General features: G+C 64.6%; 19 protein-coding genes. 15 read left to right on the top strand and 4 right to left on the bottom strand.

The annotated features are described in order from the left end of the window. Nucleotides 1-82: 82 nt before the first annotated feature. From P0Y59_03555 to P0Y59_03540, 4 genes are all read right to left on the bottom strand, one after another. Nucleotides 83-5,074: a hypothetical protein gene (locus P0Y59_03555; GenBank protein ID WEK00785.1), complete on the bottom strand. Its 4,992-nt coding sequence runs from the start codon at nt 5,072-5,074 to the stop codon at nt 83-85. Between the two features lie 67 nt (nt 5,075-5,141). Continuing rightward, nucleotides 5,142-6,233 (bottom strand): hypothetical protein, encoded by a 1,092-nt coding sequence (locus P0Y59_03550; protein WEK00784.1) that lies wholly within the window; start codon nt 6,231-6,233, stop codon nt 5,142-5,144. Between the two features lie 37 nt (nt 6,234-6,270). Further along, nucleotides 6,271-6,744, bottom strand: a complete 474-nt coding sequence (locus tag P0Y59_03545) for a hypothetical protein (GenBank protein ID WEK00783.1) — start codon at nt 6,742-6,744, stop codon at nt 6,271-6,273. An 11-nt stretch (nt 6,745-6,755) separates the two neighbouring features. Beyond that, nucleotides 6,756-7,688, bottom strand: coding sequence for a hypothetical protein (locus P0Y59_03540; GenBank protein ID WEK00782.1), 933 nt, complete (start codon nt 7,686-7,688; stop codon nt 6,756-6,758). Nucleotides 7,689-8,012: 324 nt separating this feature from the next. On the opposite strand from P0Y59_03540, the gene P0Y59_03535 reads away from it, so the two are divergent. From P0Y59_03535 to P0Y59_03465, 15 genes are all read left to right on the top strand, one after another. Then, nucleotides 8,013-8,663, top strand: a complete 651-nt coding sequence (locus P0Y59_03535) for a response regulator transcription factor (GenBank protein ID WEK00781.1) — start codon at nt 8,013-8,015, stop codon at nt 8,661-8,663. A 413-nt stretch (nt 8,664-9,076) separates the two neighbouring features. Then, complete coding sequence (locus P0Y59_03530; GenBank protein ID WEK00780.1) at nt 9,077-12,193, top strand: TonB-dependent receptor; 3,117 nt, start codon at nt 9,077-9,079, stop codon at nt 12,191-12,193. 97 nt (nt 12,194-12,290) lie between these two features. Next, a complete protein-coding gene (locus P0Y59_03525; protein WEK00779.1) occupies nt 12,291-13,088 on the top strand; it encodes a SapC family protein in 798 nt (265 codons plus the stop codon). Between the two features lie 16 nt (nt 13,089-13,104). Next, nucleotides 13,105-14,136 (top strand): cupin-like domain-containing protein, encoded by a 1,032-nt coding sequence (locus P0Y59_03520; protein ID WEK00778.1) that lies wholly within the window; start codon nt 13,105-13,107, stop codon nt 14,134-14,136. Between the two features lie 20 nt (nt 14,137-14,156). Further along, complete coding sequence (locus P0Y59_03515; GenBank protein ID WEK00777.1) at nt 14,157-15,644, top strand: tryptophan 7-halogenase; 1,488 nt, start codon at nt 14,157-14,159, stop codon at nt 15,642-15,644. Nucleotides 15,645-15,762: 118 nt separating this feature from the next. Then, complete coding sequence (locus P0Y59_03510) at nt 15,763-16,458, top strand: endonuclease/exonuclease/phosphatase family protein (GenBank protein WEK00776.1); 696 nt, start codon at nt 15,763-15,765, stop codon at nt 16,456-16,458. Between the two features lie 139 nt (nt 16,459-16,597). After that, the gene (locus P0Y59_03505; protein WEK00775.1) at nt 16,598-18,892 is read left to right on the top strand and encodes a patatin-like protein; all 2,295 of its coding nucleotides are present in this window, start codon (nt 16,598-16,600) and stop codon (nt 18,890-18,892) included. 101 nt (nt 18,893-18,993) lie between these two features. Next, nucleotides 18,994-19,350, top strand: coding sequence for a hypothetical protein (locus P0Y59_03500; GenBank protein ID WEK00774.1), 357 nt, complete (start codon nt 18,994-18,996; stop codon nt 19,348-19,350). After that, complete coding sequence (gene pyrF, locus P0Y59_03495) at nt 19,347-20,021, top strand: orotidine-5'-phosphate decarboxylase (GenBank protein ID WEK00773.1); 675 nt, start codon at nt 19,347-19,349, stop codon at nt 20,019-20,021. The genes P0Y59_03500 and pyrF overlap by 4 nt, the downstream gene beginning before the upstream one ends. A gap of 6 nt (nt 20,022-20,027) precedes the next feature. Then, on the top strand, nt 20,028-20,537 hold the full coding sequence (locus tag P0Y59_03490) for a GNAT family N-acetyltransferase (protein WEK00772.1): 510 nt from the start codon (nt 20,028-20,030) through the stop codon (nt 20,535-20,537). Nucleotides 20,538-20,553: 16 nt separating this feature from the next. Next, nucleotides 20,554-21,192 (top strand): phosphoribosylanthranilate isomerase, encoded by a 639-nt coding sequence (locus P0Y59_03485; GenBank protein ID WEK00771.1) that lies wholly within the window; start codon nt 20,554-20,556, stop codon nt 21,190-21,192. A gap of 72 nt (nt 21,193-21,264) precedes the next feature. Then, the gene (gene trpB, locus P0Y59_03480; protein ID WEK00770.1) at nt 21,265-22,494 is read left to right on the top strand and encodes a tryptophan synthase subunit beta; all 1,230 of its coding nucleotides are present in this window, start codon (nt 21,265-21,267) and stop codon (nt 22,492-22,494) included. Beyond that, entirely contained in the window at nt 22,491-23,303 is an 813-nt protein-coding gene (trpA, locus tag P0Y59_03475) for a tryptophan synthase subunit alpha (protein ID WEK00769.1), read from the top strand. Before trpB ends, trpA begins: the two co-directional genes overlap by 4 nt. Further along, nucleotides 23,300-24,154, top strand: coding sequence for an acetyl-CoA carboxylase, carboxyltransferase subunit beta (accD, locus tag P0Y59_03470; GenBank protein ID WEK00768.1), 855 nt, complete (start codon nt 23,300-23,302; stop codon nt 24,152-24,154). The genes trpA and accD overlap by 4 nt, the downstream gene beginning before the upstream one ends. A gap of 125 nt (nt 24,155-24,279) precedes the next feature. After that, nucleotides 24,280-25,617: a bifunctional folylpolyglutamate synthase/dihydrofolate synthase gene (locus P0Y59_03465; protein WEK00767.1), complete on the top strand. Its 1,338-nt coding sequence runs from the start codon at nt 24,280-24,282 to the stop codon at nt 25,615-25,617. Nucleotides 25,618-25,634 lie beyond the last annotated feature (17 nt).

Below are 25,634 nucleotides of genomic sequence, written 5' to 3'. Positions count from 1 at the left end.
TCTCCCGAGTCGACCGCGCGCTGCCTGCCGGAGATGTCGTCGAGGTGCAACGGCCCTGAAACGGATCGTGCGGGAATGCCCATTATCGCCCCCGCCCCAGGATCGGTCGTGCCATGTCGCGCAAAGAGAGCTGGTCGAACTTCACCCGCGCCGTGAGGTACGGCCCCTGCCGCGTCCAGCGCGCCTCCTCGAAATCACGGTCGCGATAGCCGGTGATGTTGTAGCCAGCCGTGAACCAGAGATTCTTGCCCGGCGACACACCGACCGATGCGCCGAGCGACAGCTGCGCCGTGCCGCTGGTCCAGCTATGCTGCATGCTCGCATTGCCACCGATATCGAGGTGCGCGGTCACGTCCTTGCGGATCTCTACCCCGACCACGTCGAGGAACCCATCGACCCGTTCGTCGGCGTAGCGCCCGCGGACATATTTCGCGCCGTAATAGACGCTCGCCTCGAAGCCATGACGTCCTCCTTCGCTGCCGGTGCGATAATTGACCGCGACATTGTTGATTGCCCGAAACGTGGTGTTCGTCCCCTCCGCGAAGGTCGGCACGGCCAGCGCGTTGCTGGCGCTGATGCCGGCGCCTGCGCCTTCCTGGCGGAGCTGGAAGCGTTCCAGCAATGACCAGCGGCTATCGAGCGGACGCACCGCCAGCGCGACATCCGCGTCGATCGAGGAAGCGACCGCGCCGCTCGCCTCGCGGACTCGATAAGCCCGGATGCTGGAGGCGATCGTGCTTCCCTGACCAAGCGTCCGCAGCAGGTTGCTGGTCACGCCCCAACGCCGCTCGCGCGTGCCGGTACGGTACTCGGCCCGCCCATTCCAGCTCCACAGCGCACCGCGATAGGTTGCGCCCAGCGTGGCAGCGACGAAATCGCCGTTGATCCCGTCACTGCTCAACGACCCGCCGGACGCGAGCGGATGAAACGGATTGACGATGTCACCGCGCGGGATGTGGCCGGACAGCGTACCGCTCGAATCAACCGTTGCGTCGATCGTCCAGCGCTTGCCGAGCGGCAGCGACTGGCTGAGGCCATATTGAGCGTAGGTCCGCGAGCCATTTTCGCCGATCGCGCCCTGGTTGAGCGTGGTCAGCAGGCGGGCGCCGCCCCAGGGCGCGACGTCGAACCCCAAACGGCCGGTCTGGGCGGTGAACTTGTCTCCCTTGGCATATTCGAAGCCGCCGATCAGCTTCAGCCAGTCGTTGAAACGCCATGAAGCGCCGATCCGCTGGCGTGCCGGGAAATCGACGCTCGCATCCTTGTCGCCGAGCGGGACCTGCGATTCCGCATTCAGCTCGAGCTTGTTCTTAAACAGGTTCTGCGTGCCGCCCAGCGTCAGCAGCCGCGAGTCGAGCGCCGTGCCGCCGATCCCGCGATCGGACGCCACCTGCATGCCCGCATATAGCGTGCCGGTCTGGCGGCGATATTCGACCTTTAGCTCACCCGCGATGCGCCGCGCCGCCTCGTCAAGGTCGCTCTGATACCAGGCGGAGCCGGCCAGCGACCAGCGGCCGCCCAGCTTGAGCCTGCCGTCGAGACCGATCTTGCGCGTCCCCGCCTCGCCGAGATTTTGCTGGCCCAGCCCAAAGACGCGATCCTGCTGGCGGACATAAGCGAGCATGTCAGCCCGGGGGCCATGATGCTCGACCTCGGCGAGCCAGGCCTGGCCCTTGCCGATCCCGTCTCTCCCGCCGGTCGCTGCCTCGGCCCGAATCTCCGTGTTCGCGGTCGCCTTGAAACGCAGGTCGATGCCGGCAACGGTGCCGTTCCCACTTGTCTCGTCCCGCAACAGCGTTGCGCCGATCTCGGCACGGCCGACCTTCACCGCGGCGCGGCCACCTGCGGCAAGCTTCTTGCTGCCACCATAGGTTTCATAGTCGGCGACGATGAAGATGGGATTCAGATCGGAATCACGGCTCAGGACCGGCTCGCGGAACCGCAGCGTGCCCGCGACGGGATCGATGTCATAGTCGATGTGGCGAGTCAGCATCTGGCTGTTGAGCACACGATCAGGCCGGAACCGGTCGCGCGTCTCCAGCCGCAGCTTGTCGCTGTTGGGTACAAGATTCTGCGCTGACAGACGGTATGGGCCGGACAGGCCGTTGCCCTGGATTTCGTCGCGCCCGTAACGGCTGTCGTCATTCGCCGCGAAGGCGGTGAACTGGACCCGATTGCTGGCGAACTCCGCCTTCACGCCGTTCATCGTCCGGCTGTAGCGACCGAGCTTGGTATCGACGAGGCCAGTCTCGAAATCGCCGTACAGCGCATAGAAATCGCGCCGTTCCAGCCGAAGGTAGAGCTTACGTCGGCTCTGCGCGTCATAGCCCTGCAGGGTTCCGTCACCATAGACGGTGTAATAGCGGTTCGGATCGATCGTCCCGAGCACACCGCGGTCGCGCAGCCGCTGCTCGTCCTTGTCGCTGTCATAGGCGATGGTCATCAGCCACGATCCCTTGATCCGGCCCTTGGCATAAAGCGAAAGCTGACCATCGGTGACGACCTCGCCGCGCTTCCCTCTCGCGGTCCGCTCAGCACCGGAGAGAATGTCGTAGCCAAGCGTTCCCTTGCCGAAGCCGACCACGACCCAGTCCTGCGCCGGCGCGGCGAGACGCGCCTTGACCTCACTGACCAGTTCGCGCTCGCGATCGGCCAGCGTGACGGCGATCCGCACCAAGCCCGCCTGACGCGTCGGCTGAAGCGCGATGAAGGCAAGCCCTTCGTCACCCACCACCTGCGCGGTCGCCTGGGTGCGTTCGAGCCCCGCGAGTTGGCGGCCCTGCTCGGCGGCAACCTGCTGGGCAGCACGATAAGGCTGATCGACGCGAAACGGGACAATCGTCCCCGCACGCACTGGCCGCCCCTCGCTGTCGGTCACGCGCACCGCGATCAACGGGCGAGTCAGGCCGTCAGCGATCAGCCGGGACTTTTCGGCCACATAGGTCGCCCGGGCCGGGGTGTTGGCGTAGTGGACGATACGGGTCAGCGTGGCGGCCACGCTGCCGTCAGCCCCAAGCACCCGCGCCTCGAGCCGGTTGTCACCATCGATCAGCGCCAGGCCGGTCCAGCGCGATATGGCGACGTTGCGCGCTTTGTCGCTATCGGTCCCGTCGAAGCTCAGCGGATCGACCGGTTTGCCGTTCAGCGTCAGCGCCACGCGCTGAGTGACGTCATGACGGATCACCACGCGGACGGCGGGCGCGCGGGGATTGTGGTTCTCGTCCGGGAACAGCCACCCGACGCCAGGCGTGGCGACCGCGAGCCAGTCGTCGCGATTGCCCGCCGCCTGCGCGTCGCCGAGCGGGGTGATCGGCAGCAGGTCAGCAGCGGCGGCAGCCTTGCCGGTCGGGCGAAGCTGGAAATCGACCCGCTGCAAGCTTCCGCCGCCGCCCTCGACGTAGCGCGAGATCGGGCTCTGCGCGGCCCGCGTGTCGGCGTCGCACACCACCGGCGCGTGCGTCGCGGGCACACTGGCCAGATCCATCTGGACGATATGGGTGCCCGGGGAAACGCCCTCGAAATGATAGAGCCCGTCGGCATCAGTAACCACATAGGTGCCGTCTTCCATCAGCAGCCGGATGCCCGGGACGCCCTTGCGGCCGCGCTCGGGATCATGACAGCCGCCCTCGGTGACCCGTCCGATCACGGTGAAGGCATCGGTGAACAGTGGCGCACGGATCCGCACCGAGGCGCTGGCGAGATTGCTCGCGGCTGAGCCCGGTGCGCTTGCCGCCGCGCTGTTGACCGCCTCGCCCTGGGGAGCCCCCGGCACGATCTCGACGAGATAGGTCATCTGCGCGGTTGCTCCACTGGCGAGCGACGCCAGGGTGAAGCTGAGCGTCCGCCCATCGGCGGAGACGACAGGCTCGGATACGCCGCGTGTCGACCCTGCGTGATAGCGCAGTCCCCGCGGCAAGGTATCGGTGAGGCCGACCTTGGTCACCGCGGCGACGCCGGTGTTGCGCAATTCAAGCCGGTACTGCACGAAATCGCCCGGCTCGGCCTCACGCACCGACGCCGTCTTGTCGAGCACCAGCGCGCCCGACGTCGCCCGGTCGAGCGGGATGTCGACCCGGATCGGCGCCGTGCCCTGAAGGACGAGCACGCCGCCATAGGATGCGTCCTCGATGATGAAACCACCGACCGAATTGGGCAGCGACGCGATCACAGCAGGCGTCACCACAGACGGCGCGGTATAGCCATCCGGCGGCACGATGCGCAGCCGGTAGCGTCCCGGCGGCCCAAGCGGGAAACGGAAATTGCCGCGACGAAAACGATAGACCTTGCCTCCAGCATCAGTCACCGTCCCGCCACTGATCACGGTCGCGGGATAGGCGCTGACTCCGTCGTCGCCGAAGACCCGCGCCGCCGGCGCACCGGTTGAATCGTCGATCAGGGTCACGGTCGCGCCGTCGACCAGGTCGCCGCTACGTGAATCGAACACATAGCCTTCGGGATCGAGCAGCAGCGAGGCGGTCGAGGCCAGGCTATAGTCGCTGCCAGCGAAGTCGAGCACGAGATTGCCGTCGGCGCGGTGAAGGCCGAGGTCGCAGGCGGCGAGCGCGCCATATTGGCCCGTCGCGGGCATGCCGCCGGCAAAGACGCCCGTGTTCGGACCAGTCTCGAGCAGCACGACGGTGCCCTGACGGCTCGCGGTATGCTCGGTGATCCGGACGGTCTCCCGTGTCAGCGGATCGCGGTTCTCGCCCGACGCCTCGAGCACCAGGATCAGCGGGCTGTCGATATCGAGCACGTCGAGCGGCCTGGCTGCCGCCAGTTCGCTGGCTGAAACCGGAGCCGGGGTGAAGTTGGAGCCAGCGCCGCATGCCATGCCCTGCAATGCGAAGCCGGGTGGCAACTGGCGGAAATCGAACCGCGTGGACAGCTTGCCGAGGACAGTGAAGGATACGGTATTGGACAACACGACACTGTCGGCGCCATTCACGGTGCGGGTAAGCGAGGCAGTGTTGCTGATCGTCTGCGCCCGTGCGGTCGCGCCGCAAATGGCGAGCGTCAGGATGACGACCATCGCGACCGCGCGCGCGATCGGGGCGAGGAAGCGGAAGATCGCCATGGGCTTAATCCTCCCCGACACGCAGGAGGGGGCCGCGTGCCGGAGAGGAAGACCCGACCCGCGTGGGCTAGTTGAGAACCACGCGGAACGAGGCGGTGAGCGGGATCAACGGCAGCACGCTGCCGAAAGTCGCGCGAACCGTGGTGCCGTCGAACGAGCCGCCATAAGGGTCCGATTCGTCGGGCCCGGTGGTATCGTCGTCCTCGATCGTGCCGTTCAACACGCATTGGCCACCGACCCCGAGGCCGCCTACGGTCAGCGAGTTGGACACATAGGTCGTGTTGGCCGGCACCGCGTCGGACATGCTCACCCCGGTGGCAATGCCGGGGCCGGCGTTGCTGACCGTGATGCAATATTCCACCGTGGCACCCGGAATCGCCTTGGGATTCACCAGCAGATTGTACGGATCGCTTACTACCCGCGAGGTCTTGCTGATGGTGACCGCCGCCGTATCGATCGTATAGGCGTCGAACGCGAAGAGCTGGCCGTCGCGCGGCAGGTCGAGCACGTTCGCGCCGTCGGCGAAGACGATGTCGACAGTGTTCGGCGAATCCGGCGTCAGCAACGACGTGGCGACCAGATCGGCGCCGAGCGTGCCCGCGCCACCGCCGGCCGCGACGATCGCGTCCAGGCTGACGATCGCGGTATGGATACCCTGCGTGTTGGGAATGTTGGCGACGATGAACACCGTGACGGTCGCATCGGGCGCCAATTCGTCGATGAAGGTCGCCGTATCGACACCCGCGTCATAGGTGCCGTTGCCGTTGGAATCGACGAACACGCGCATGTTATTGACGTTGAAGTCATCGGTACCGAGCAAGGGGATCGATACGGTCTGCTGCCCGGGGACGAGGCGGAAATCCTGCACCGAGTTGGTCAGATTTGTCACGGTGAAGGTCGTCACCTGATCGGTTGAACCGATCGCCACGCGCGTGGCCGCGCCACCGACTTCGGCAACCGCCAGATTGACCTTTTTATCGACCAGGAACGTCGCGGTGTTGGACGTGCTGGTCTGCGGCGTACCGCCGACCGAATAGGTGACGCTTGCCTGGTTGGCGATGCTCGTGCCGGCCGGCGTCTCCTGTGCAAAGGCTGGAGTTCCGATCAGGGCAGTGATGGCTGCCCCGCCCAGCAGTTCCAATCTATGGATGAGTTTCATGGAAATACTCCCTGTTATAATAGTCAGTTAAATATAATCACTTCAGAATTGCCCTGAATGCGACCTGCCCAGAGCCGCCAGCGGGAACAGGATCGTTGAGGCGCCAGCGGACCACCCGAACATCCGCGGACAGGGCAGGACGGACCTTGCCGTCGGCAGTGCGGACGCTGAGTTGCTGGAGGCGACCGAAGCGGGTGCCGTCGACCGACAGCTCTGGCTCGGCGGAACCCTCCGCCGTCCCGGCATAAACCAGGTTTGCCGGCACCGGATTGGCGATCACCAGGTCGAGCGCCGGTTCGCGGCCGGTATTGCGATAGCTGAGCTGGTAGACGATCCGGTCGCCGGGCGTGACCCGGGCAGCCGGTGCCAGGGTGATCTTCGTGGTGCCGTCAGGCGCCGCCTTGCGCTGCTCGACCATCGCGCGCGCCGTGAGATCGACCGGCTGGGCCAGTGCGGCCGCCGGAATCGCGAGCAGCGCCACGGCGCCGCCTAACTTCATAAGGTGGGACATGATGCTACTCCTCATTGGATGGTGACCTGGAACTGGATCGTGCGCGTCACCGGCGCGGGCACGTCACCGAGCGCGACGTGGATGGCGGAGCCGTCGAAATCGCCGGTATCGGCGTCGGCGGCGTCAGTCAGTGCGGTGCCGTCCAGGCGGAGGCTGCCGGGCACGTAAGCCGTGCCGGGAGGGATGGGATCGGCGACGCGCGCCGCCCGGACGACACCGGTCCCGCCGAAGCGGGATTCGATGGTGTAGGTGACCGTCGCGCCACGCACAGGATCGGCGCCGCCGCCCGGCGCATCGATGCGCTGCGACTTGACCAGTGCGATCTGGCCCGTGTCAGTGCCAGGCGCGACGCTGAGCGCAACCGTGGCCGTGGCAAGCCCGCTTGAGGCTCCAACCACGGCGTCGCACCCGGTGTCCCCTTGGCCCGGAAAGTCGCTGCCCGGGCGACCCGATCCGGTCGCCGCGCGCGCGGTTACGACGAGCGTGGCACTGGCAGCCGCAGCGCCACCCCGAACCAGCGCGAGCAGCCGCAGCGATGCACCGGGCGCGAGCGGCGGCGTCGCGGAGGCAGGATCGATCGCCAGATCGGTCGCGGCATCGAAATGGCCGTCACCGTCCCGGTCCACGGCAAAGCCCTCGACCACGGCCTGGGGCCCGTCGATCCGGCCGCCGAGCAGAAAGGCCTCATGACCATTGCCGGTATTGACCAGCACGAACGGCACCGCGGCCAGTTCATTGGTGGGAATGGAGACAGCGCCAGATCCTGGCGACAGCGTCAGGTCGAGCAGCTCGTCGATGCGGATCGTTGCAACGTTGGAATTGAGCGACCCGCCAGCTCCACCAAGAGTGAAGGCGGTAGAGGCAATATTGGAAACAGATATGCAGGCAGGCGTAGCAGCGTAAGCAGGCATGCCGGCAAACAAGATGCCACCGACACCCAGCATCGCTGCAGATTTTGAACCACCGGGGCCTTTCGGCATCCTACAGTCCCCATGCATCTCCATGCACAAGAAGAGCGATTTTTCTGGTTACCATCGATTTAAAGTGATTCGCGAAATGTGCGATGATTAGACTAAGGTATAATGTTATACGTAATTGTACGTACTTTTAGTCATTTTCTCTTCATCACAGATACCACCACCTTCTTATCCTGAGATTGTATGAGTTTTTATACGACACTACTCCATTTCGAACTCACATTCCCTAGACCGTAGGCCGGAATTCACGTAAAGATGTCGACATATGTTGAATGTTGCCTTGAGTATCCGGTGGCGTTTGCAGCCCGAATCTTGATAGCGGACGGCCATCCGCTTGTGCGGGAGGGGCTGGTCCTGGTGGCGCGGTCAGTTGCGCCTTCCATCGTTATCGACACGGCCGGCACCGTCATCGAGGCTGAGGCGCTGGCACGCCTCCACCGCAGCTATCGTCTAGCTATCCTCGACTCAGCGCTTCCGGGCTCATTCGGCTTCTCCGGCTTCCTCCAGATCCAACGGCAGCTCGGCCCGGTCCCGATTGTGATTCTTTCCGCAAGCGCTGGCCTGGAAACGGTGGAGACCGCCCGCGCGCTGGGCGCCGTTGGCTATTTCCTGAAGACATGGCCGGTCGACGAACTGACGGCTGCCTTGCGCCGGGTACTTGAGGGGATCGCGGTATTCCCCCTGCCTGGAGCCATGGCGGACGGGCGAGCCCAGGACGCGCAGCGGGACTTGCGGAAACTGTCCGATGCGCAGCTTCGCGTATTGCTCGCCCTGGCGGACGGCCGCTCGAACAAACAGATTGCAGGCGATCTCGGCGTTACCGAGGCGACCATCAAGGCTCACCTCTCCGCGAGCTTCAGAAAACTGGGCGTGCAGAATCGCGCCCAGGCGCTGTTGGCAATGCAACCCCTGCTGCACGATCGTAAACTGCCCGCGGGCTGAGCGCGTGGGATAATGCGGGCGCCTCGCCCGTAGCAACGCCGATCAGACTCTCCGATCCCGGCAACTGATATCGAGTCAGTCGCTACATTTGACCCGGACTTCCTCGGCGGCGCGAGAGCGTCAGCTGAATTGTGAACGTTAACACCAACAACCTCCCTCCAAAACCATGATAAATCAAGCCATTTCGGTTCAATCACCCCTTCGGATTGCACTCAACCCCAATTGACAACGTCAGACATTTTGGTAGCGTTACCATCGAGAGGCACGAAGCCTGCTCGTCAAAAACAATGTCGGCGCCTGTCGGAGAGCGTCGTTGAGGAGGGGTGATTATGAAAAGCTTTGGGAAGGGCTTTGGACGTTCGTCGGCGCTTGCGCGCTCCACATCCGTGATCGCTGTGGCCGCGTGCCTTATGATGCCTGATGCGGCATTGGCGCAGGCCGATCCGGAAAAGACAGTCAACGCAGCCGACGGACAGGCAGGCGATGCCGAGGCGGATATCGTCGTCACCGGCATCCGCGCCAGCCTTGAACGTTCCATCGCGATCAAACGTAACTCTTCCGGCGTGGTCGATGCGATCTCCGCCGAAGACATCGGCAAATTTCCCGACACCAACCTGGCCGAGTCGCTGCAGCGCATCACCGGCGTGTCGATCAACCGCACGAACGGCGAGGGCGCGCTGGTCACGGTGCGCGGCTTCGGCCCGAACTACAACCTCGTCACGCTCAACGGCCGCACCCTGGCGACCTCGATCGTGTCCGTGGTCGGCGGTGACCAGAATGCCGATGGCGCGCAGGGAACGAGTCGTTCATTCGATTTCTCAAATCTAGCCTCCGAGGGTGTGAAAACACTGGAAGTTTACAAGACCGGCAGGGCTGCGATCCCGTCCGGTGGCATCGGCGCCACGATCAACGTCGTCTCGCGCCATCCGCTCGACGGCGCCTCCGGCCTGTCCGGCAGCATCGGTGCCAAGGCTGTCTATGACACCAGCGTGAATGGCTGCCTCGACTGCGGCTCCAAAGTCACACCCGAAGTCTCCGGCGTGCTTAACTGGGCCAGTCCGTCGGAGACGTTCGGCATCTCCCTGTTCGGCAGCTACCAGAAGCGCAATTATACCTCGATCAGCGCGACGTCGAACGACTGGAATATCATCCCATACAGCACGTTCCTTACGGGTGGATTCGCGCGAAATGTGCCGGGCCCGATTCCGGGCGCCGATGCGATACCGCAGATCTGCCCCACCAGCACACCTGCTTCAAATTGCACCGTCGTCAACAACGCGCCGAAGAACCCCAATCAACTCGTCGCGATCCCGAATGACAGCCGATATCACTATGCCGAAGGCACGCGCGAGCGCTTCAACGGCCAGGCCGTCCTGCAATTCCGCCCGACCGAGTCCCTAACCCTGACCGCCGACGCCCTGTATGCGCAGAACACGCAGCGCGAGACCCGTTCGGATTTGTCCAACTGGTTCAGCCGGCCGTTCGACGTCGTCACCTTCGACGGCAACCCCACGGTCGCCACCGCGACCTATCTTCACGAGACGATCAACGGCGCGAAGGACGAAGGCTTCGAAGCGCAATCGCGCGCCCAGAAGAGCACGCTTCAGGACTACGGCCTTAACGCCAAATGGGACTTTGCCGAGAATTTCTCGCTGAATCTCGATGGTCATATCAGCAAATCGGACAGCCGGCCGGACAACGCCAACGGCCAGAGCTCGACCCTGGTGGGCATGGGTGCCAACGTCGTTTCGGCGCATTCGGTCGACTATGGCAGTGGGGACATCCCGCAGCAGAAGGTCACCATCAGCAGTGCCGGCAATGGCGCGCTCGACGTTAACGACGTCGGATCGCAGGTCGGTCGTACCAACGCTTCGACCCAGAAACAGACCGTGAAGGAAATCCGGGCTGACTTCGGCTGGGACCTTGGAGGCGGCAGTCGTTTCGACTTTGGCGGTAACTACCGGACCGCGGATATGCGCCAGACCTTCGTTTCCACGCAGCAAACGCTGGGTGATTGGGGCATCACCAATCCCGGCGACGTGAACAAGCTCGCGCCGGGCGCGCTCCAGGCGTTCTGCCTCGAATGCAAGTTCAACCAGTATAATCCGGGCGGCGACCCTGCCTCGCAACTCGCCTTCCGCGGCAACGCGGCCAATCTATATTCCATTCTTTCCCCTTATTACGCCAAGGCGGGCAATGCCGTTGGCATCACCAGCAACCAGGATAATCGGGTCAAGGAAACCATCTGGGCAGCCTATGGCCAGATGACCTGGAACGGCGAGATCGCCGGGCGCAAAGCCAGCATGGTCGCCGGCGTCCGGTATGAGAGCACCAAATCGACCACGACGTCGCTGGAAGCTGTGCCGGGCGCGATAAACTGGGTGTCGGACAACGATTTCACCGTCGTCATTTCCAATCAGAGCAACTTCATAACCGACAAGGGCAGCTACAATAATCTGTTGCCGTCATTCGATTTCCGGATCGAGCCGATGCACAACCTCGTCGCGCGTTTCTCGTTCAGCAAGTCGATCGCCCGTCCGAACTACAGCGATCTGTTCACCGCGACGACGGTGGCCGGCCCGCCGCGCCCGATCAACAATGGCGGCATTGCGTCGGCGTTGAGAGGCAATGCCCGACTATCGCCGATCACGTCCGATAATTTCGACGTCTCCCTCGAATATTATTTCAAGCCGGACAGCTACATATCGGTCGGCCTGTTCGACAAGCGGGTGCACAACTTCATCGGCCGAGGCCAGTTCACCAGCGACCTGTTCGGCCTGCGTGATCCAAGTTCCGGTGCGCCTGGAAGCCGTTCCGGCGCTGCCAAAACGGCGCTCGCGGGCCTTGGCGCCGATACCAGCGACGTGAACCTGTTCGCGATGACGGCATTGATCCAGTCGACCGGATCCGTGGCGGCAGCGACGGCGCAATTCGCCGCCCATTTCAATCCCGCCACGCATTCGCTGGATGATGAATATGTCAAGACGATCAACAACACGCTGGACGTGAACGCGAACACAAGTGATCCGCTGTACCAGTTCCAGGTTTCGCGCCCGATCAACAACAAGGATGCGAAGATCTGGGGCATCGAAGTTGCCGGCCAGTATTTCCTTGGCAATACCGGCTTCGGCGTATCGGCCGCCTATACGATGGTCCGGGGCGATGTCGGTTTCGACATCGGGGCGAGCCCGGCGGAAGATCAGTTCGCGCTGCTTGGGTTGAGCGACACGTTCAACGCGACGCTGATCTACGACAAGAACGGCCTCTCTGCCCGGCTTGCCTATAACTGGCGCGACAAGTTCCTTTCCGGGATCAATCGCCAGGGATCGCGCAATCCTGAGTTCACGGCGCCGTTCGGTCAGCTCGACATGAACATCAGCTATGACGTCACCAGGAACGTGGCGGTCACGCTGGAGGGTATCAACCTGCTCGAGGAAAGCGTCCGTACCTATGCCCGGGACAAGTCCGAGCTGTGGTTTGCGCAGGAACTCGATCGCCGCTTCATGCTGGGTGCACGCTTCAAGTTCTGATCCGTCTTGTCGATCGACAATATTGGGGAGGAAGGCCGCCGTTTTGCAGCCGCCTTTTTCCCGTTCGAAATTGAGCTTCGCCGGTCTTTGCCCCATCATGACCGGCAACGCCCGTCCGGCGGTGGAGAGCGCCGAAAATCCGTCTGACCGCACGCTTCAAAGGGCTGGATACCATCGCATGACCAACCGGGTACCGTTGAACAATGTCGATCACCCGGATCTGCGGGTGATTGCCGGTCACCGCGCCGAGTTCGGCGACAGCGTCAACCAGGTGCTGGTTTTTCCCACTGAGTTCGAGGAGATCCAGCGCGAATATCCGATCTTCTTCCGGCGGGAGGAAAGCGGTGCGCTGCAGGCCGTCGCGCTGCTCGGGCTCGACCGGGACGAAAATCTCTTCCTTGGCGAGAACGGCTGGGAGGGCCGCTACGTCCCAGCCATATTGCAGCGCGGCCCGTTCCTGATCGGCTTCAAGGATGGCGGGACAGAGGGCGAGCCGATGATCCATATCGACCAGCACCATCCTCGCGTCAGCCGAACCGAAGGGCTCCCACTCTTCCTACCGCATGGTGGAAATACGCCATATCTAGAACATATTGCTGGAATTTTACGAACCATCTACACCGGGATCGAGGCGAATCAGCCAATGTTCGAGGCGCTTGACCAAGCCGGCCTTATCGAGCCGGTCGCCGTCGAAATCGAACTCGACGAGGCGCGTAAATATGTGCTGCCCGACCTCTTCACCATCGCTCGCGGCGCGTTGGCGCAGCTCGATGGCTCTCGCCTCGAACGGCTCAACACAAGCGGCTTCCTGCCCCTCGCCTTCCTCGTGATCGCCTCGATGGGCAATATGGGGCGTCTGATCGACCTCAAGAACCGAAAGGCGAAAGCCGCGTGACCGGCAGCACGAACAGATGATCGCCATCGCGCGCAGGACCAGGGTGATCGACGGCGTCGCGCCCGATGCGATCCCGCTCGACGCCCTCATGGAGGCCCAGCAACCCGTCATCCTGAAGGGCGTCGTGCGCGACTGGCCGCTGGCGCGCGCAGGGCTGTCCTCACCGGAAGAAGCGATCGCCTATCTCAAATCCTTTTACGCAGGGAAGCCGGTCGTCGGCTTTGTCGGCCGCCCCGAGATCGAAGGGCGCTTCTTCTACAACGACGATGTGACGGCCATGAACTTCGAGGCCGGTCGCATGCTGCTCGGCGAACTGCTCGATCGGCTCCAGGCGGAATGGAACGACGATCGGCGGCCCTCCTATTATGTCGGTTCCACTGATCTCGACACCTATCTGCCGGGCCTGCGCCGGGAGAATGACCTCGCGCTGGACCCGGCCGTGGTCGGCGACGCGCCGCCAGTCGTCAGCATCTGGATCGGCAACCGCACGATCGCGTCTGCCCATTACGACATGTCGAACAACATCGCCTGCTGCATGGTCGGGCGTCGCCGCTTCACGCTGTTCCCACCCGAACAGGTATGCAATCTCTATCCCGGCCCGCTTGAACCGACCCCCGGGGGACAGGTCGTCAGCATGGTGGATTTCCGCAACCCCGATCTCGACCTCCATCCGCGTTTCGCCGAGGCACTTGCAGCCGGGGAGATCGCTGATCTGGAACCGGGCGACGTGCTCTTCTACCCGGCGCTCTGGTGGCATCATGTCGAGGCGCTTGACCGCTTCAACGTGCTTATCAACTATTGGTGGAACGCATCCCCGGCCTTCATGGACACGCCGCAGAACACGCTGCTGCACGCGATGCTCAGTCTGCGCGATCGTCCCGAGCCGGAGAAGCGGGCGTGGCGCGCGCTGTTCGACTATTATGTCTTCGGCCCCGCCGACCAGGCGGGCGCCCACCTGCCGGAAGCAGCGCGGGGTAATCTCGCCCCACTCGACGAGATCAGGGCGCGCCGCCTGCGCGCCATGCTGCTCAACCGCCTGAATCGCTGAGGGACATGGGAGAAGCCGGCATGGACGGACAGATCGTGCGCAAGGTCGTCATTGCGGGTGGCGGCACCGCCGGCTGGCTCGCCGCCGCGGCGCTGGCCAAGCAACTGGGCGGGCTGCTCGACATCACGTTGGTCGAATCCGATGAGATCGGTACGATCGGCGTCGGCGAGTCCACCATTCCCACCGTCCGCGCCTTCCATTCCCTCCTCGGCATCGACGAGCAGGAATTCATGCGCGCCACCCAGTCGAGCTTCAAGCTGGGCATCGCGTTCGAGAATTGGGGCAGGATCGGCGATCGCTATCTCCACTCCTTCGGGATGCTCGGCAAATCGACCTGGATGGCCGACTTCCATCATTTCTGGCTCCAAGCCCGGGCCGAGGGCTTCGCCGGCGACATCGGCGATTATTGCTTCGAATTGCAGGCCGCCGAGGCGAGCAGGTTTGCCAAGGACGACAACAGCCAGATCAACTACGCCTATCATCTCGACGCGACGCTTTACGCCCGCTTCCTGCGCGCGCGAAGCGAAGCAGACGGGGTAAAGCGCGTCGAGGGCACGATCGCCAGCGTCAAACTGGAATCAGAAACTGGATTTATTCAATCACTTGTCCTTGAATCTGGTCAAACGATCTCAGGTGATCTGTTCATCGATTGCACCGGTTTTCGTGCCCTGCTGATCGAACGAACTCTTGAGACCGGGTATGAAGATTGGGGCGATTGGCTCGCCACCGACAGCGCCTATGCGGTTCAGACTGAATCGGTCGGCCCCGCCGTTCCCTATACCCGCGCCATCGCGCATGAGGCAGGCTGGCGCTGGCAAATCCCGCTCCAGCACCGCATTGGCAACGGGCTCGTCTTCTCAAGCAGGCACATGACGGACGATGCAGCGAAAGCGCTGTTGCTCGACCAGATCGAGGGCGAGCCGTTGTTCGACCCACGCCTGATCCGGTACCGCACCGGCACCCGCCGCAAGGTCTGGAACAGGAACTGCGTCGCCCTGGGCCTGGCGAGCGGTTTCATCGAACCGCTCGAATCGACCAGCATCCATCTCATCATGATCGCGGTCACGCGGCTGATGCAGTATTTCCCCTTCAATGGCTTCGACTCGGCGCTGATCGACCGTTACAACCAGTTGTCGCGCACCGAGCTTGAGGGCGTCCGGGACTTTGTCGTCCTCCATTATTTCCTCACCGAACGCGACGACAGCGCCTTCTGGCGGCGTTGCCGGACCATGGACATCCCCGACTCGCTCGCCCGCCGCATCGCGCTGTTCCGCGAGAACGCCCGGGCCTATCAGGCATCGGACGAGCTGTTCCGCGTGGATTCCTGGGTTCAGGTCATGCTCGGCCAGGGAATCCGCCCCAATGGCTATCATCAGGTCGCCCGCCTCATGCCGCCGGGCCAGTTGCGGCAGGCGCTCGGCGACCTGAAGGCCGGTATCGCCGGCGCTGTCGCAAGGATGCCAAGTCACCAGGACTTCCTGCAGCTTCACTGCCGCACCCCGGCGTGACAGGTCTGATGTGATTTTCGCACTGGCCTGACGCGAAACTGGGCATATACGACGGGAAAGTCGGGCGTATTCCAACGCGCGGCGAACCATCTTTGCCGATCGGCGTTCCATCACGCACATGATCAAGGTCGCCAGCTACAATATCCACAAGGGCATCGGCCTCGATCGCCGCCGCGATCCCAACCGGATCCTCGATGTCCTGCGCGAGATCGATGCGGACATCATCGCCCTGCAGGAGGCGGATCGACGCTTCGGAGCCAAAGCGGGAGTGATCCCGCTTCACGCACTAGAGGAACATAGCCCCTGGAAGGCAGTGCCGTTCGGTGCGCGCGCCGGCAGCATGGGCTGGCACGGCAATGTCCTGCTGATCCGCAAGGATTCCGTGGTGATCGACTGCGAGCCGATCCATCTCCCCGCGCTGGAACCACGTGGCGCGGTCATGGCCGATGTTCGGGCGGACGGTGTGCCGATCCGCATCGTGGGCATGCATCTGGACCTGTCCGGGCTGTGGCGTCGGCGCCAGGCGCATGCGATCCTGACGCATGTCGATTCGAGCACGACGCGCCGCCCGACCGTGCTGATGGGCGATCTCAACGAATGGAGCGCGCAGGCCGGCTGCCTGCGCGATTTCGGCCACGCCTACAGCTTCGCCACGACCGGCCCGAGCTTCCATGTCCGCCGGCCGGTCGCCCGGCTCGACCGGATCATGGTTTCCTCCGATCTCCGGGTCGCCGATTGCGGGGTCCATCACAGCGCGACCGCGCGCAAGGCATCGGATCATTTTCCCATCTGGGCCATGATAGAAGCAAAATGAGCCTGTCCGTCTCCTTCAGCTCGCCCCGGGCAGCGATCGAACGCCGAGAGCGCGGATCGAGAGGCCTTTGTGCCAGCATGACGCCGCGACAGGTGCGACATCTACTCCACGTGAACGAGTTTGAGGCCAGGATAGTCTGATGCGCCAGAAGGAACTCCGGCTCGCCCTAGTCTGCTATGGCGGCATCAGCCTCGCTGTCTACATGCACGGCATCACCAAGGAGATCTGGCGCCTCGCCCGCGCAAGCCAGGCTTTTCACAAGGGCGAGACCTCCGACCATGGCAGCCAGGGCGTGTATCGCGATCTGTTCCAGGAGATAGAGGAAGAGACCGGCCTGCGCATGCGCGTGCTGGTCGACATCGTCGCGGGCGCAAGCGCTGGCGGCATCAACGGCGTTTTCCTTGCCCAGGCGATCTCCACCGGCCAGTCGCTCGAACCGCTGACGCAGCTCTGGCTCGACTCCGCCGACATCGAGGCGCTGATCGATACGCACCAGGCCCCGGCTTCGCGCTACTCCAAGATGTGGGCCCTGCCGATCGCCTGGTTCGCCGAGAAGCGCAGCGGCGACAATATCGACGAACTGGTCGAGGCCGGCGCGCGGACCGAGGTGCGCAGCAAGCTCTCCCACTTCATCCGTTCGCGCTGGTTCGAACCACCCTTTGGTGGCGCCCTGTTCACCGGACTGATCCTCGACGCGCTCAACGCCATGGCGTCAGCGCCACGCGGTGCGCGCCTGTTGCCTGAGGGCCAACCGCTCGACCTGTTCGTCACCGTCACCGATTTTCGCGGCCATCCCGAGCGGCTGATGCTCAACTCGCCGCCCGAAGTGCTCGAAACCGAGCATCGCCTCGTCGTCCCCTTCACCGATCACGGCGTGGCCAGCGAAACCCTCGCCCATCCGGCCGAACTCGCCTTCGCCGCGCGGTCGACGTCGAGCTTTCCCGGTGCCTTCCCGCCCTTCATGGTCGGCGAGCTCGACAAGGTACTGAAGCATCGCAAGGTCGACTGGCCCGAACGCGACGACTTCCTCAAGCGAGTGCTGCCCCGCCAGTTCGCCGCCAACGCGGCCGACCAGGCGGTGCTGATCGACGGCTCGGTCCTCGCCAATGCCCCGTTCCGTCCCGCGATCGAGGCCCTGCGCGAGCGCCCCGCCCGGCGCGAGATCGACCGGCGCTTCGTCTATATCGATCCCTCCCCCGGCGTGAAGCTTCGCTTCGGCCCGCACAATCCCAACGCGCCCGGCTTCTTCCAGACGATCATCGGCGCCGTGTCGGAGCTGCCGCGCCAGCAGCCGATCCGCGACAATCTCGAGGATATCGCCGAACGCTCGCGCACGATCGAGCGGATGCGCGGCATCGTCGCCAGCATCCGGCCCGAGGTGGAAGCACGCGTCGAGGCTCTGTTCGGCTATACCCTGTTCCTCGATTCCCCGACGGTCTCACGGCTCGCCACCTGGCGAGCCCGCGCCCAGTCAGCCGCCGCCAAGGCGGCAGGCTATGGCTATGCCGCTTACGGGCATCTCAAGATCGCCGGCGTGATCGAGGCGCTCACCTCCCTGCTTTACCATGCCGGCGGCGAGCCGGGGCCGCAGCGCTGGGAAAGAATCCGCGGCCATATCGCCGATGCCGTGCGCGACCGTGGCTTCGACGACATGAAGCCGAGCTTCTCCGACGGGGCGGGTGCGACGACGATCAGCTTTCTGCGCTCCTACGATCTCGGTTTTCGCATTCGCCGCCTGCGCCTGCTTGCCCGTCGCCTGACCGAGCTGGAAAACGACCATGAGGAAGCTGAGCTGGAGCCGATCCGCGAGGCAGTCTACGCCTCGCTCGCGGACTATCTGGAATGCAAGCGCACCGACCGGCATGCGCATCTGCGCAAGGAAGTGCGCCTGTTGCGCGGCGATGCCGGGCCGCTGCTCGACAAGCTTGCCGAATCGCTCGACCTGAAACGGCTCGACACCGCAACCGAGGAGCGGCTTGCCGCCGCCTTCACCGGCCTGGCGCGCGGGCTGAAGCGGCCGATCCTGCTCACCTATCTCGGCTTCCCCTATTTCGATGTCGCCACGCTGCCGCTGCTCCAAGGCGAGGGGCTCGACGAATTCGATCCGATCAAGGTCGACCGCATCTCTCCCGACGACGCCAAGTCGATCCGCGCGGGCGGCGCCGAGGCGACGCTCAAGGGAGTCCAGTTCAACAGCTTCGGCGCCTTTTTCAGCCGTGCCTATCGCGAGAACGACTATCTCTGGGGCCGCCTCCACGGCGCCGAGCGGATGATCGACATCGTGCTGTCATCGCTCACCGGCAATGCGCGCCTGAAACCCGGGCGCGTCGCAGCGATCAAGCGCGCCGCCTTCCTCGCGATCCTTGACGAGGAAGAACCGAAGCTTGAAGCAATCCCCGGGCTGGTGGCCTCGCTTCGCAAGGAAATCGGCTAGGTCCAAGCCCGGCGTGACGAACTTGGCTGCTAGGCTGGTCAAAGCGCCATCGCGGACGTAGAAATGCCCAGTCTGGGTAGTTTCGGAGGCCATACCGCTCGATGCAGTTCCTGAAGATCCTGTTCTGGTGCCTGCTCGCCTTCGTCGCCGCGGTGTTCACCCTGGGTAACTGGACGACGGTGCCGCTCAAGCTGTGGGGCGGCCTGATCGCCGAGGTGAACCTGCCCCTGCTGCTGTTCATCACCTTCCTGATCGGCCTCGTGCCGACGATGCTCTACTACAACGCCATCCGCTGGCGGCTGCGCAACCGACTTGCCACGTCGGAGCGTACCCTGGCGGATCTGCGCGGCGTACTTGCGCCGACCGCGGCGACACCGATCGAGCCCGAGCCGCCGGCAATCCAGCCCGCGCCTGCCCCGGCAGCCATCCCCACCGCCGTTCCGCCGGGTGGCGCATGAGCAGCCGAATCTTCGTCGCCCTCGACACGCCCGACCTGGAAAAAGCCAAGGCGATCGCGCAGCGAGTCCATCACCATGTCGGCGGCATCAAGCTCGGCCTCGAATTCTTCATGGCCAATGGTCGCGCCGGCGTGCGCGAGATGGCGGAACTCGGCTTGCCGATCTTTCTCGACCTGAAGTTCCACGACATCCCCAACACCGTCGCCAAGGCGATCATGGCGCTACGTCCACTCGAACCGGCTATCCTGACGGTGCACGCCGCCGGCGGGCGCTCGATGCTTGAAGACGCCAAGGCAGCCGCACCGACCGGCACCAAGGTCGTTGCGGTCACTACGCTTACCAGCCTCGACGCGCGCGATCTCGCCTCGATCGGCTGCCCGGATGATCCGCACGATCAGGTGCTTCGCCTGACCGAGCTGGCGATGAAGGCAGGCGTCGACGGCGTCGTCTGCTCCGGTGCCGAGGTAGCAGCCGCCAAGGCGCTCTGGCCCAAGGGCTTCTTCGTCGTTCCCGGCGTGCGCCCCGCCAATGGCGCGGTCGGCGACCAGAAGCGCGTGGTCACGCCGCGTCAGGCCCTCGACTCCGGTGCCTCCATCCTGGTGGTGGGCCGTCCGATCACCCAGGCCGAGGACCCCGATACGGCCGCCCGCGAAATCGGCGCGACGCTGTAACCCACGATGTCCGACGTGACGATCCGCCTCGCTGCCGGAGACGATCTGCCGCGCCTGCATCCTGTGATCGAGCGGGCCTATCGTGGCGATTCAGCCCGCGCCGGCTGGACCCATGAGGCTGACCTGCTCGACGGAACGCGTACCGACATCGCAACGCTCGAAGCATCGCTGGCGAATCCCGCCGAACGACTGCTGGTCGCCCTGAACGGCGATACGCCGATCGGTTGTGTCCAGGTCACCGATCGCGGTGACGGCCTCACCTATCTCGGCCTGTTGTGCATCGAACCCACCCTGCAGACGGCAGGCCTCGGCAAGCGCCTGATCGATGCGGCGGAGACCTTCGCGCGCGGCACGTTCGGTACGTCGGCGATGGAAATGACCGTCATTGAGAACCGGGTCGAGCTGATCGCCTATTACGAGCGCCGTGGCTATGTCCGCACAGGGGAACGGCGGGACTTCCCGGTCGCCGTCATACCGCCATTCTACATGACGGTACTGGTCAAGCCCCTCGCCTGACGCCTATGGCGGCGCCATGTCCGTCACCGCGAAGATCTGTGGCCTTTCGACGCCTGAAACCCTCGACGCCGCGATCCGGGGCGGGGCGAGCCATGTCGGCTTTGTCTTCTTCCCACCCTCCCCGCGCAGCCTGAGCCGCGAGCGTGCCGCGCAACTCGCTGCCCGAGTGCCCGGCCGGGTCATCCGTGTCGGCGTGTTTGTCGATCCCGACGATGCCCTGCTCGAAGCCTCGATCGGTGCAGGCGAGCTCCAGACGCTCCAGCTCCACAATACCAGCCCGGCCCGCGCTGCCACGATCAGGGCACGCACCGGCCTCGATGTGTGGGCAGCCGTGGCGGTGAAGACCCGCGCCGACCTTACCATGGCCGAGACCTTCAACGGTGCCACTGATCGAATCCTATACGACGCCAAGACACCACCGGGTGCGACCCTGCCCGGCGGCATGGGCGTGCGCTTCGACTGGAGCCTGCTCCAGGGCTTCCGCCACCCTCTCCCCTGGGCGCTGTCGGGGGGGCTCGATCCGCTCAATGTCGCCGAGGCGGTGACGATCACCGGCGCGCGGATGGTGGATGTATCTTCGGGCGTGGAATCGGCCCCGGGCATCAAGGACGTGACGAAGATCACGACCTTCCTCGACACGGTGAAAGCGCTGTAGAATTCGCGCTTCTTCGCGGAACAGTTTTAGGCAACTCGACACCTTCTCACGAGGTGCTAAAGCGCCCGCACCATGAACGTGCCCAATTCCTTCCGCGCCCAGCCCGACGATCGCGGGCATTTCGGCGAATTCGGCGGCCGCTACGTCGCCGAGACGCTGATGCCGCTGATCCTCGAGCTTGATGAGGCCTATCGCGCCGCCAAGGCCGATCCCGCCTTCACCGCCGAGTTCGAGGATCTGCTCGAACATTATGTCGGCCGCCCCAGCCCGCTTTATTATGCTGAGCGGCTGACCGAGGCGCTTCGCGAGTCAGCCCCCGAGGGCAAAGGTGCGCAGGTCTGGTTCAAGCGCGACGAACTGAACCACACCGGCGCGCACAAGATCAACAATTGCATCGGCCAGATCCTGCTTGCGATGCGCATGGGGAAGACGCGGATCATCGCGGAAACGGGCGCCGGCCAGCACGGCGTCGCCACCGCGACCGTCTGCGCGCGCTTCGGCCTGCCCTGCGTCATCTATATGGGCGCGCGCGATATCGAGCGGCAGCAACCCAACGTGTTCCGCATGAAGCTGCTCGGCGCCGAGGTCCGTCCCGTCACCTCGGGCGCGATGACGCTGAAAGATGCGATGAACGAAGGCCTGCGCGACTGGGTCGCGAACGTCCATGACACCTTCTACATCATCGGCACCGCCGCCGGCCCGCACCCCTATCCTGAACTGGTCCGCGATTTCCAGAGCGTGATCGGCAAGGAAGCCCGCGCCCAGATGTTGAGCCGCATCGACCGCCTGCCCGACCTGCTGGTCGCGGCGATCGGCGGCGGATCGAACGCGATCGGCCTGTTCCATCCGTTCCTGGACGACGCCGATGTCGCCATGCTCGGCGTCGAAGCAGCCGGCCACGGTCTGGACAAGCAGCATGCGGCCAGCCTCGCCGGCGGATCGCCCGGCGTGCTTCACGGCAACAAGACCTACCTGCTGCAGGACGAGGACGGCCAGATCGCGGAGGCGCATTCGATCTCGGCCGGGCTCGACTATCCCGGCATCGGCCCGGAGCATTCATGGCTCCACTCGATCGGCCGCGTCCAATATACCAGCGCAACGGACACCGAAGCGCTCGACGCCTTTCAGCTGCTCTGCCGCACCGAAGGCATCATCCCAGCGCTCGAGCCGAGCCATGCCATCGCCGCCGTCGCCCGGGTGGCGCGCGAGATGGACCGCGACCAGATCATCCTGTGCAACCTGTGCGGCCGGGGCGACAAGGACATCTTCACCGTCGCCGAAGCGCTGGGGGTAGAGATATGACCCGTCTCTCCGCCGCCTTCGACCACGCCCGCGAACAGCATCGCGCCGCGCTCGTCACCTTTATCACCGCCGGCGATCCGGCGCCCTGGGCCACCGGCGCGATCCTCGATGCCCTGGTCGCGGGCGGGACTGACGTGATCGAGCTGGGCATGCCCTTTACCGATCCGATGGCCGACGGTCCCGCGATCCAGGCAGCGAACCTCCGCAGCCTCGCCGCCGGCACCACCACCGCCGATATCCTCGCCATCGCCAGGGCTTTCCGCGAGCGCCATCCCGGTGTGCCGGTCGTGCTGATGGGCTATGCCAACCCGATGCTCCGCCGCGGCGCCGACTGGTTCGCCAGTGCCGCGCGCGATGCTGGTGTCGATGGCGTGATCTGCGTCGATCTGCCACCCGAGGAGGATGACGAACTCGGCCCGAACCTGCGCGCCGCCGGTATCGACCTGATTCGTCTCGCCACGCCAACCACTGACGTTGCGCGCCTGCCGACCGTGCTCGATAACGCCAGCGGCTTCCTCTACTATGTCTCCGTCGCCGGCATCACCGGCCTGCAACAGGCGGCGCAGGCTTCCATCGAGGATGCCGTCGCTCGCCTCAAGGCTGCCACCGACATTCCCGTCGCGGTGGGCTTCGGTGTCCGTACGCCCGACCAGGCCGCCGCGATCGCCCGTGTCGCCGACGGCGTCGTGGTCGGCTCGGCGATCGTCGAGTTGGTCGGCCAGCACGCCGAAGGTGCAAGCGCGCCGGTCGAGGCCTATATCCGTTCCCTGTCCACGGCGATCGCCGCGGCCCGAAAGGAAACAGTATGAGCTGGCTCACCAGCGTCAGGAACGCGCTGTCGTTCGTCGTCCCCAAGAAGGATTCGCCCGACAACCTTTGGCACAAGTGCAAGGGATGCGGGCAGATGGTGTTCGTGAAGGAACTGGAGGACAATCTTCATGTCTGCCCGAACTGCCAGCATCATGATCGCATCGGCCCGGTCCTGCGCTTCAAATATGTCTTCGATGCCGGCAGCTACACCATCATCCCGCTCCCCAAGGTGCAGGACGATCCGCTCAAGTTCCGCGATACCAAGCGTTATGTCGACCGAATCAAGGCCGCCCGCGCCGCGACGTCGGAAGGCGATGCGCTGATCAACGCCCGCGGCACGATCAAAGGACATCGCGCCGTGGTCGGCGTGCAGGATTTCGCCTTCATGGGCGGATCGATGGGCCTGGCGGTCGGCGAGGCGTTCGTGCGCGGCGTCGAGAACGCGATCGAGGACAATTGCCCGTACGTCATCTTCACCGCAGCCGGCGGCGCACGGATGCAGGAGGGCATTCTCAGCCTGATGCAGATGCCGCGCGCCACCGTGGCGATCCAGATGCTGCACGATGCGGGCTTGCCCTATATCGTCGTGCTGACCGATCCGACGACCGGCGGCGTCACGGCTAGCTATGCGATGCTCGGCGACGTCCAGATCGCCGAGCCCGGCGCCCTGATCGGCTTTGCCGGCCAACGCGTGATCGAGCAGACCATCCGCGAAAAGCTGCCCGAGGGCTTCCAGCGCGCAGAATATCTGCTGGAACATGGTATGCTCGACATGGTGAAGCACCGCCGCGACCTCCGCACGACGCTTGCGAGCGTGATCGACTATCTGTCCGCCAAGAAGGCCGCGTAAGATCGAGAAGGAAAGAAACCCGTTCGTTTCGAGCGTCGTCGAGAAACCCTGATGGAGCGCCAAGTGTCTCGACTTCGCTTGACACGAAGGGGGAGTGGCATCCCCCTCACGAAGGTGCATGCCTGATGCCCGACTTCGCCACCTCTGCCTCACCCGCCGTCCAGCACCAGCTCGACCGCCTCTGGTCGCTCTCCCCCGGTGCCGACATCCTCGGCCTCGAGCGCATCACGGCGCTGCTTGCCCGTCTCGGCAACCCACAGGACAACCTGCCGCCGGTCCTCCATGTCGCCGGTACCAACGGCAAAGGCTCGACCTGCGCCTTTCTCCGCTCCGCGATCGAGGCTGCCGGCCTCACCGCGCATGTCTATACCAGCCCGCATCTCGTCCGCTTCAACGAGCGAATCCGCATCGCCGGCAGCCTGATCGATAACGACGCCCTCGCTGCCCTGCTCGGGGAAGTACTCGATATCGCAGGCGATATCGGCGCAAGCTTCTTCGAAGTCACTACCGCAGCCGCCTTCCTGGCCTTCTCCCGTACCCCCGCCGACGCCTGCATTGTCGAGGTCGGCTTGGGCGGCCGACTCGACGCGACCAACGTCATTGCCCGCCCACTCGTCACCGGCATCGCCCAACTTGGCGTCGATCATCAGAGCTTCCTCGGTGATACCGCCGAGGAGATCGCCGGCGAGAAGGCCGGCATCGCGAAGCAGGGCATCCCCCTCGTCACCATGCGCTACCCCGCGTCCGTCGCGGATCGTGTAGAGACGGTGGCGCGCGCCGCGCGGGCGCGCATATCCGCTGCCGGGGACACCTGGTTCTTCTCCGCCGACGACAGCAAGCTCGTCTATCGGGACGCTGCCGGCCGTATCGAGACTCCCCTGCCCAACCTTGCCGGCCCGCACCAGCCGGAGAATCTCGCCCTCGCCATCGCGATGCTCCGCCATCAGGACCGGCTGGCCATCCCGCCAGAGGCATTGCGCACGGCCGCCGGAACAGCCCGCTGGCCGGCCCGCATGCAGCGGCTGGGCAAGGGCCCGCTCGCCGGCCTGTTGCCGGCCGGGAGCGAGCTGTGGCTTGACGGCGGCCACAACCCCGCCGCCGCCGCGACGGTCGCCGCGACGCTGCGCCAGATCGCCTTTCCCGGCACCGGCCGAAGCGAGGTGCACCTTATCCTGGGCATGTTGTCCAACAAGGATCCCGCCGGGCTGCTCGCCCCCTTCGCCGATCTTGCCACTACCCTGCATGCGGTTCCGGTACCCAGCCACGAGCATCACAGCCCCGAGGCTCTGGTTGCGATCGCGCGCGGTCTACACATCGCCGCTAACACCGCGACCGACGTGCCGTCAGCCCTCGCTGACATTACCGCCGCAGCCGATCCGGCCGAGCCGCCGATCATCCTGATCCTCGGCTCGCTCTATCTTGCGGGTGAAGTGCTCGCCGCAAACGATGAAGCGCCAGACTGACTTCTTATTGCTATTGA

It is taken from the genome of Candidatus Sphingomonas phytovorans (genome assembly GCA_029202385.1).
Lineage (GTDB): Bacteria > Pseudomonadota > Alphaproteobacteria > Sphingomonadales > Sphingomonadaceae > Sphingomonas > Sphingomonas phytovorans.
Note: the sequence above shows the minus strand (reverse complement) of the source record. Positions and strands in the feature narration are given on the sequence as shown.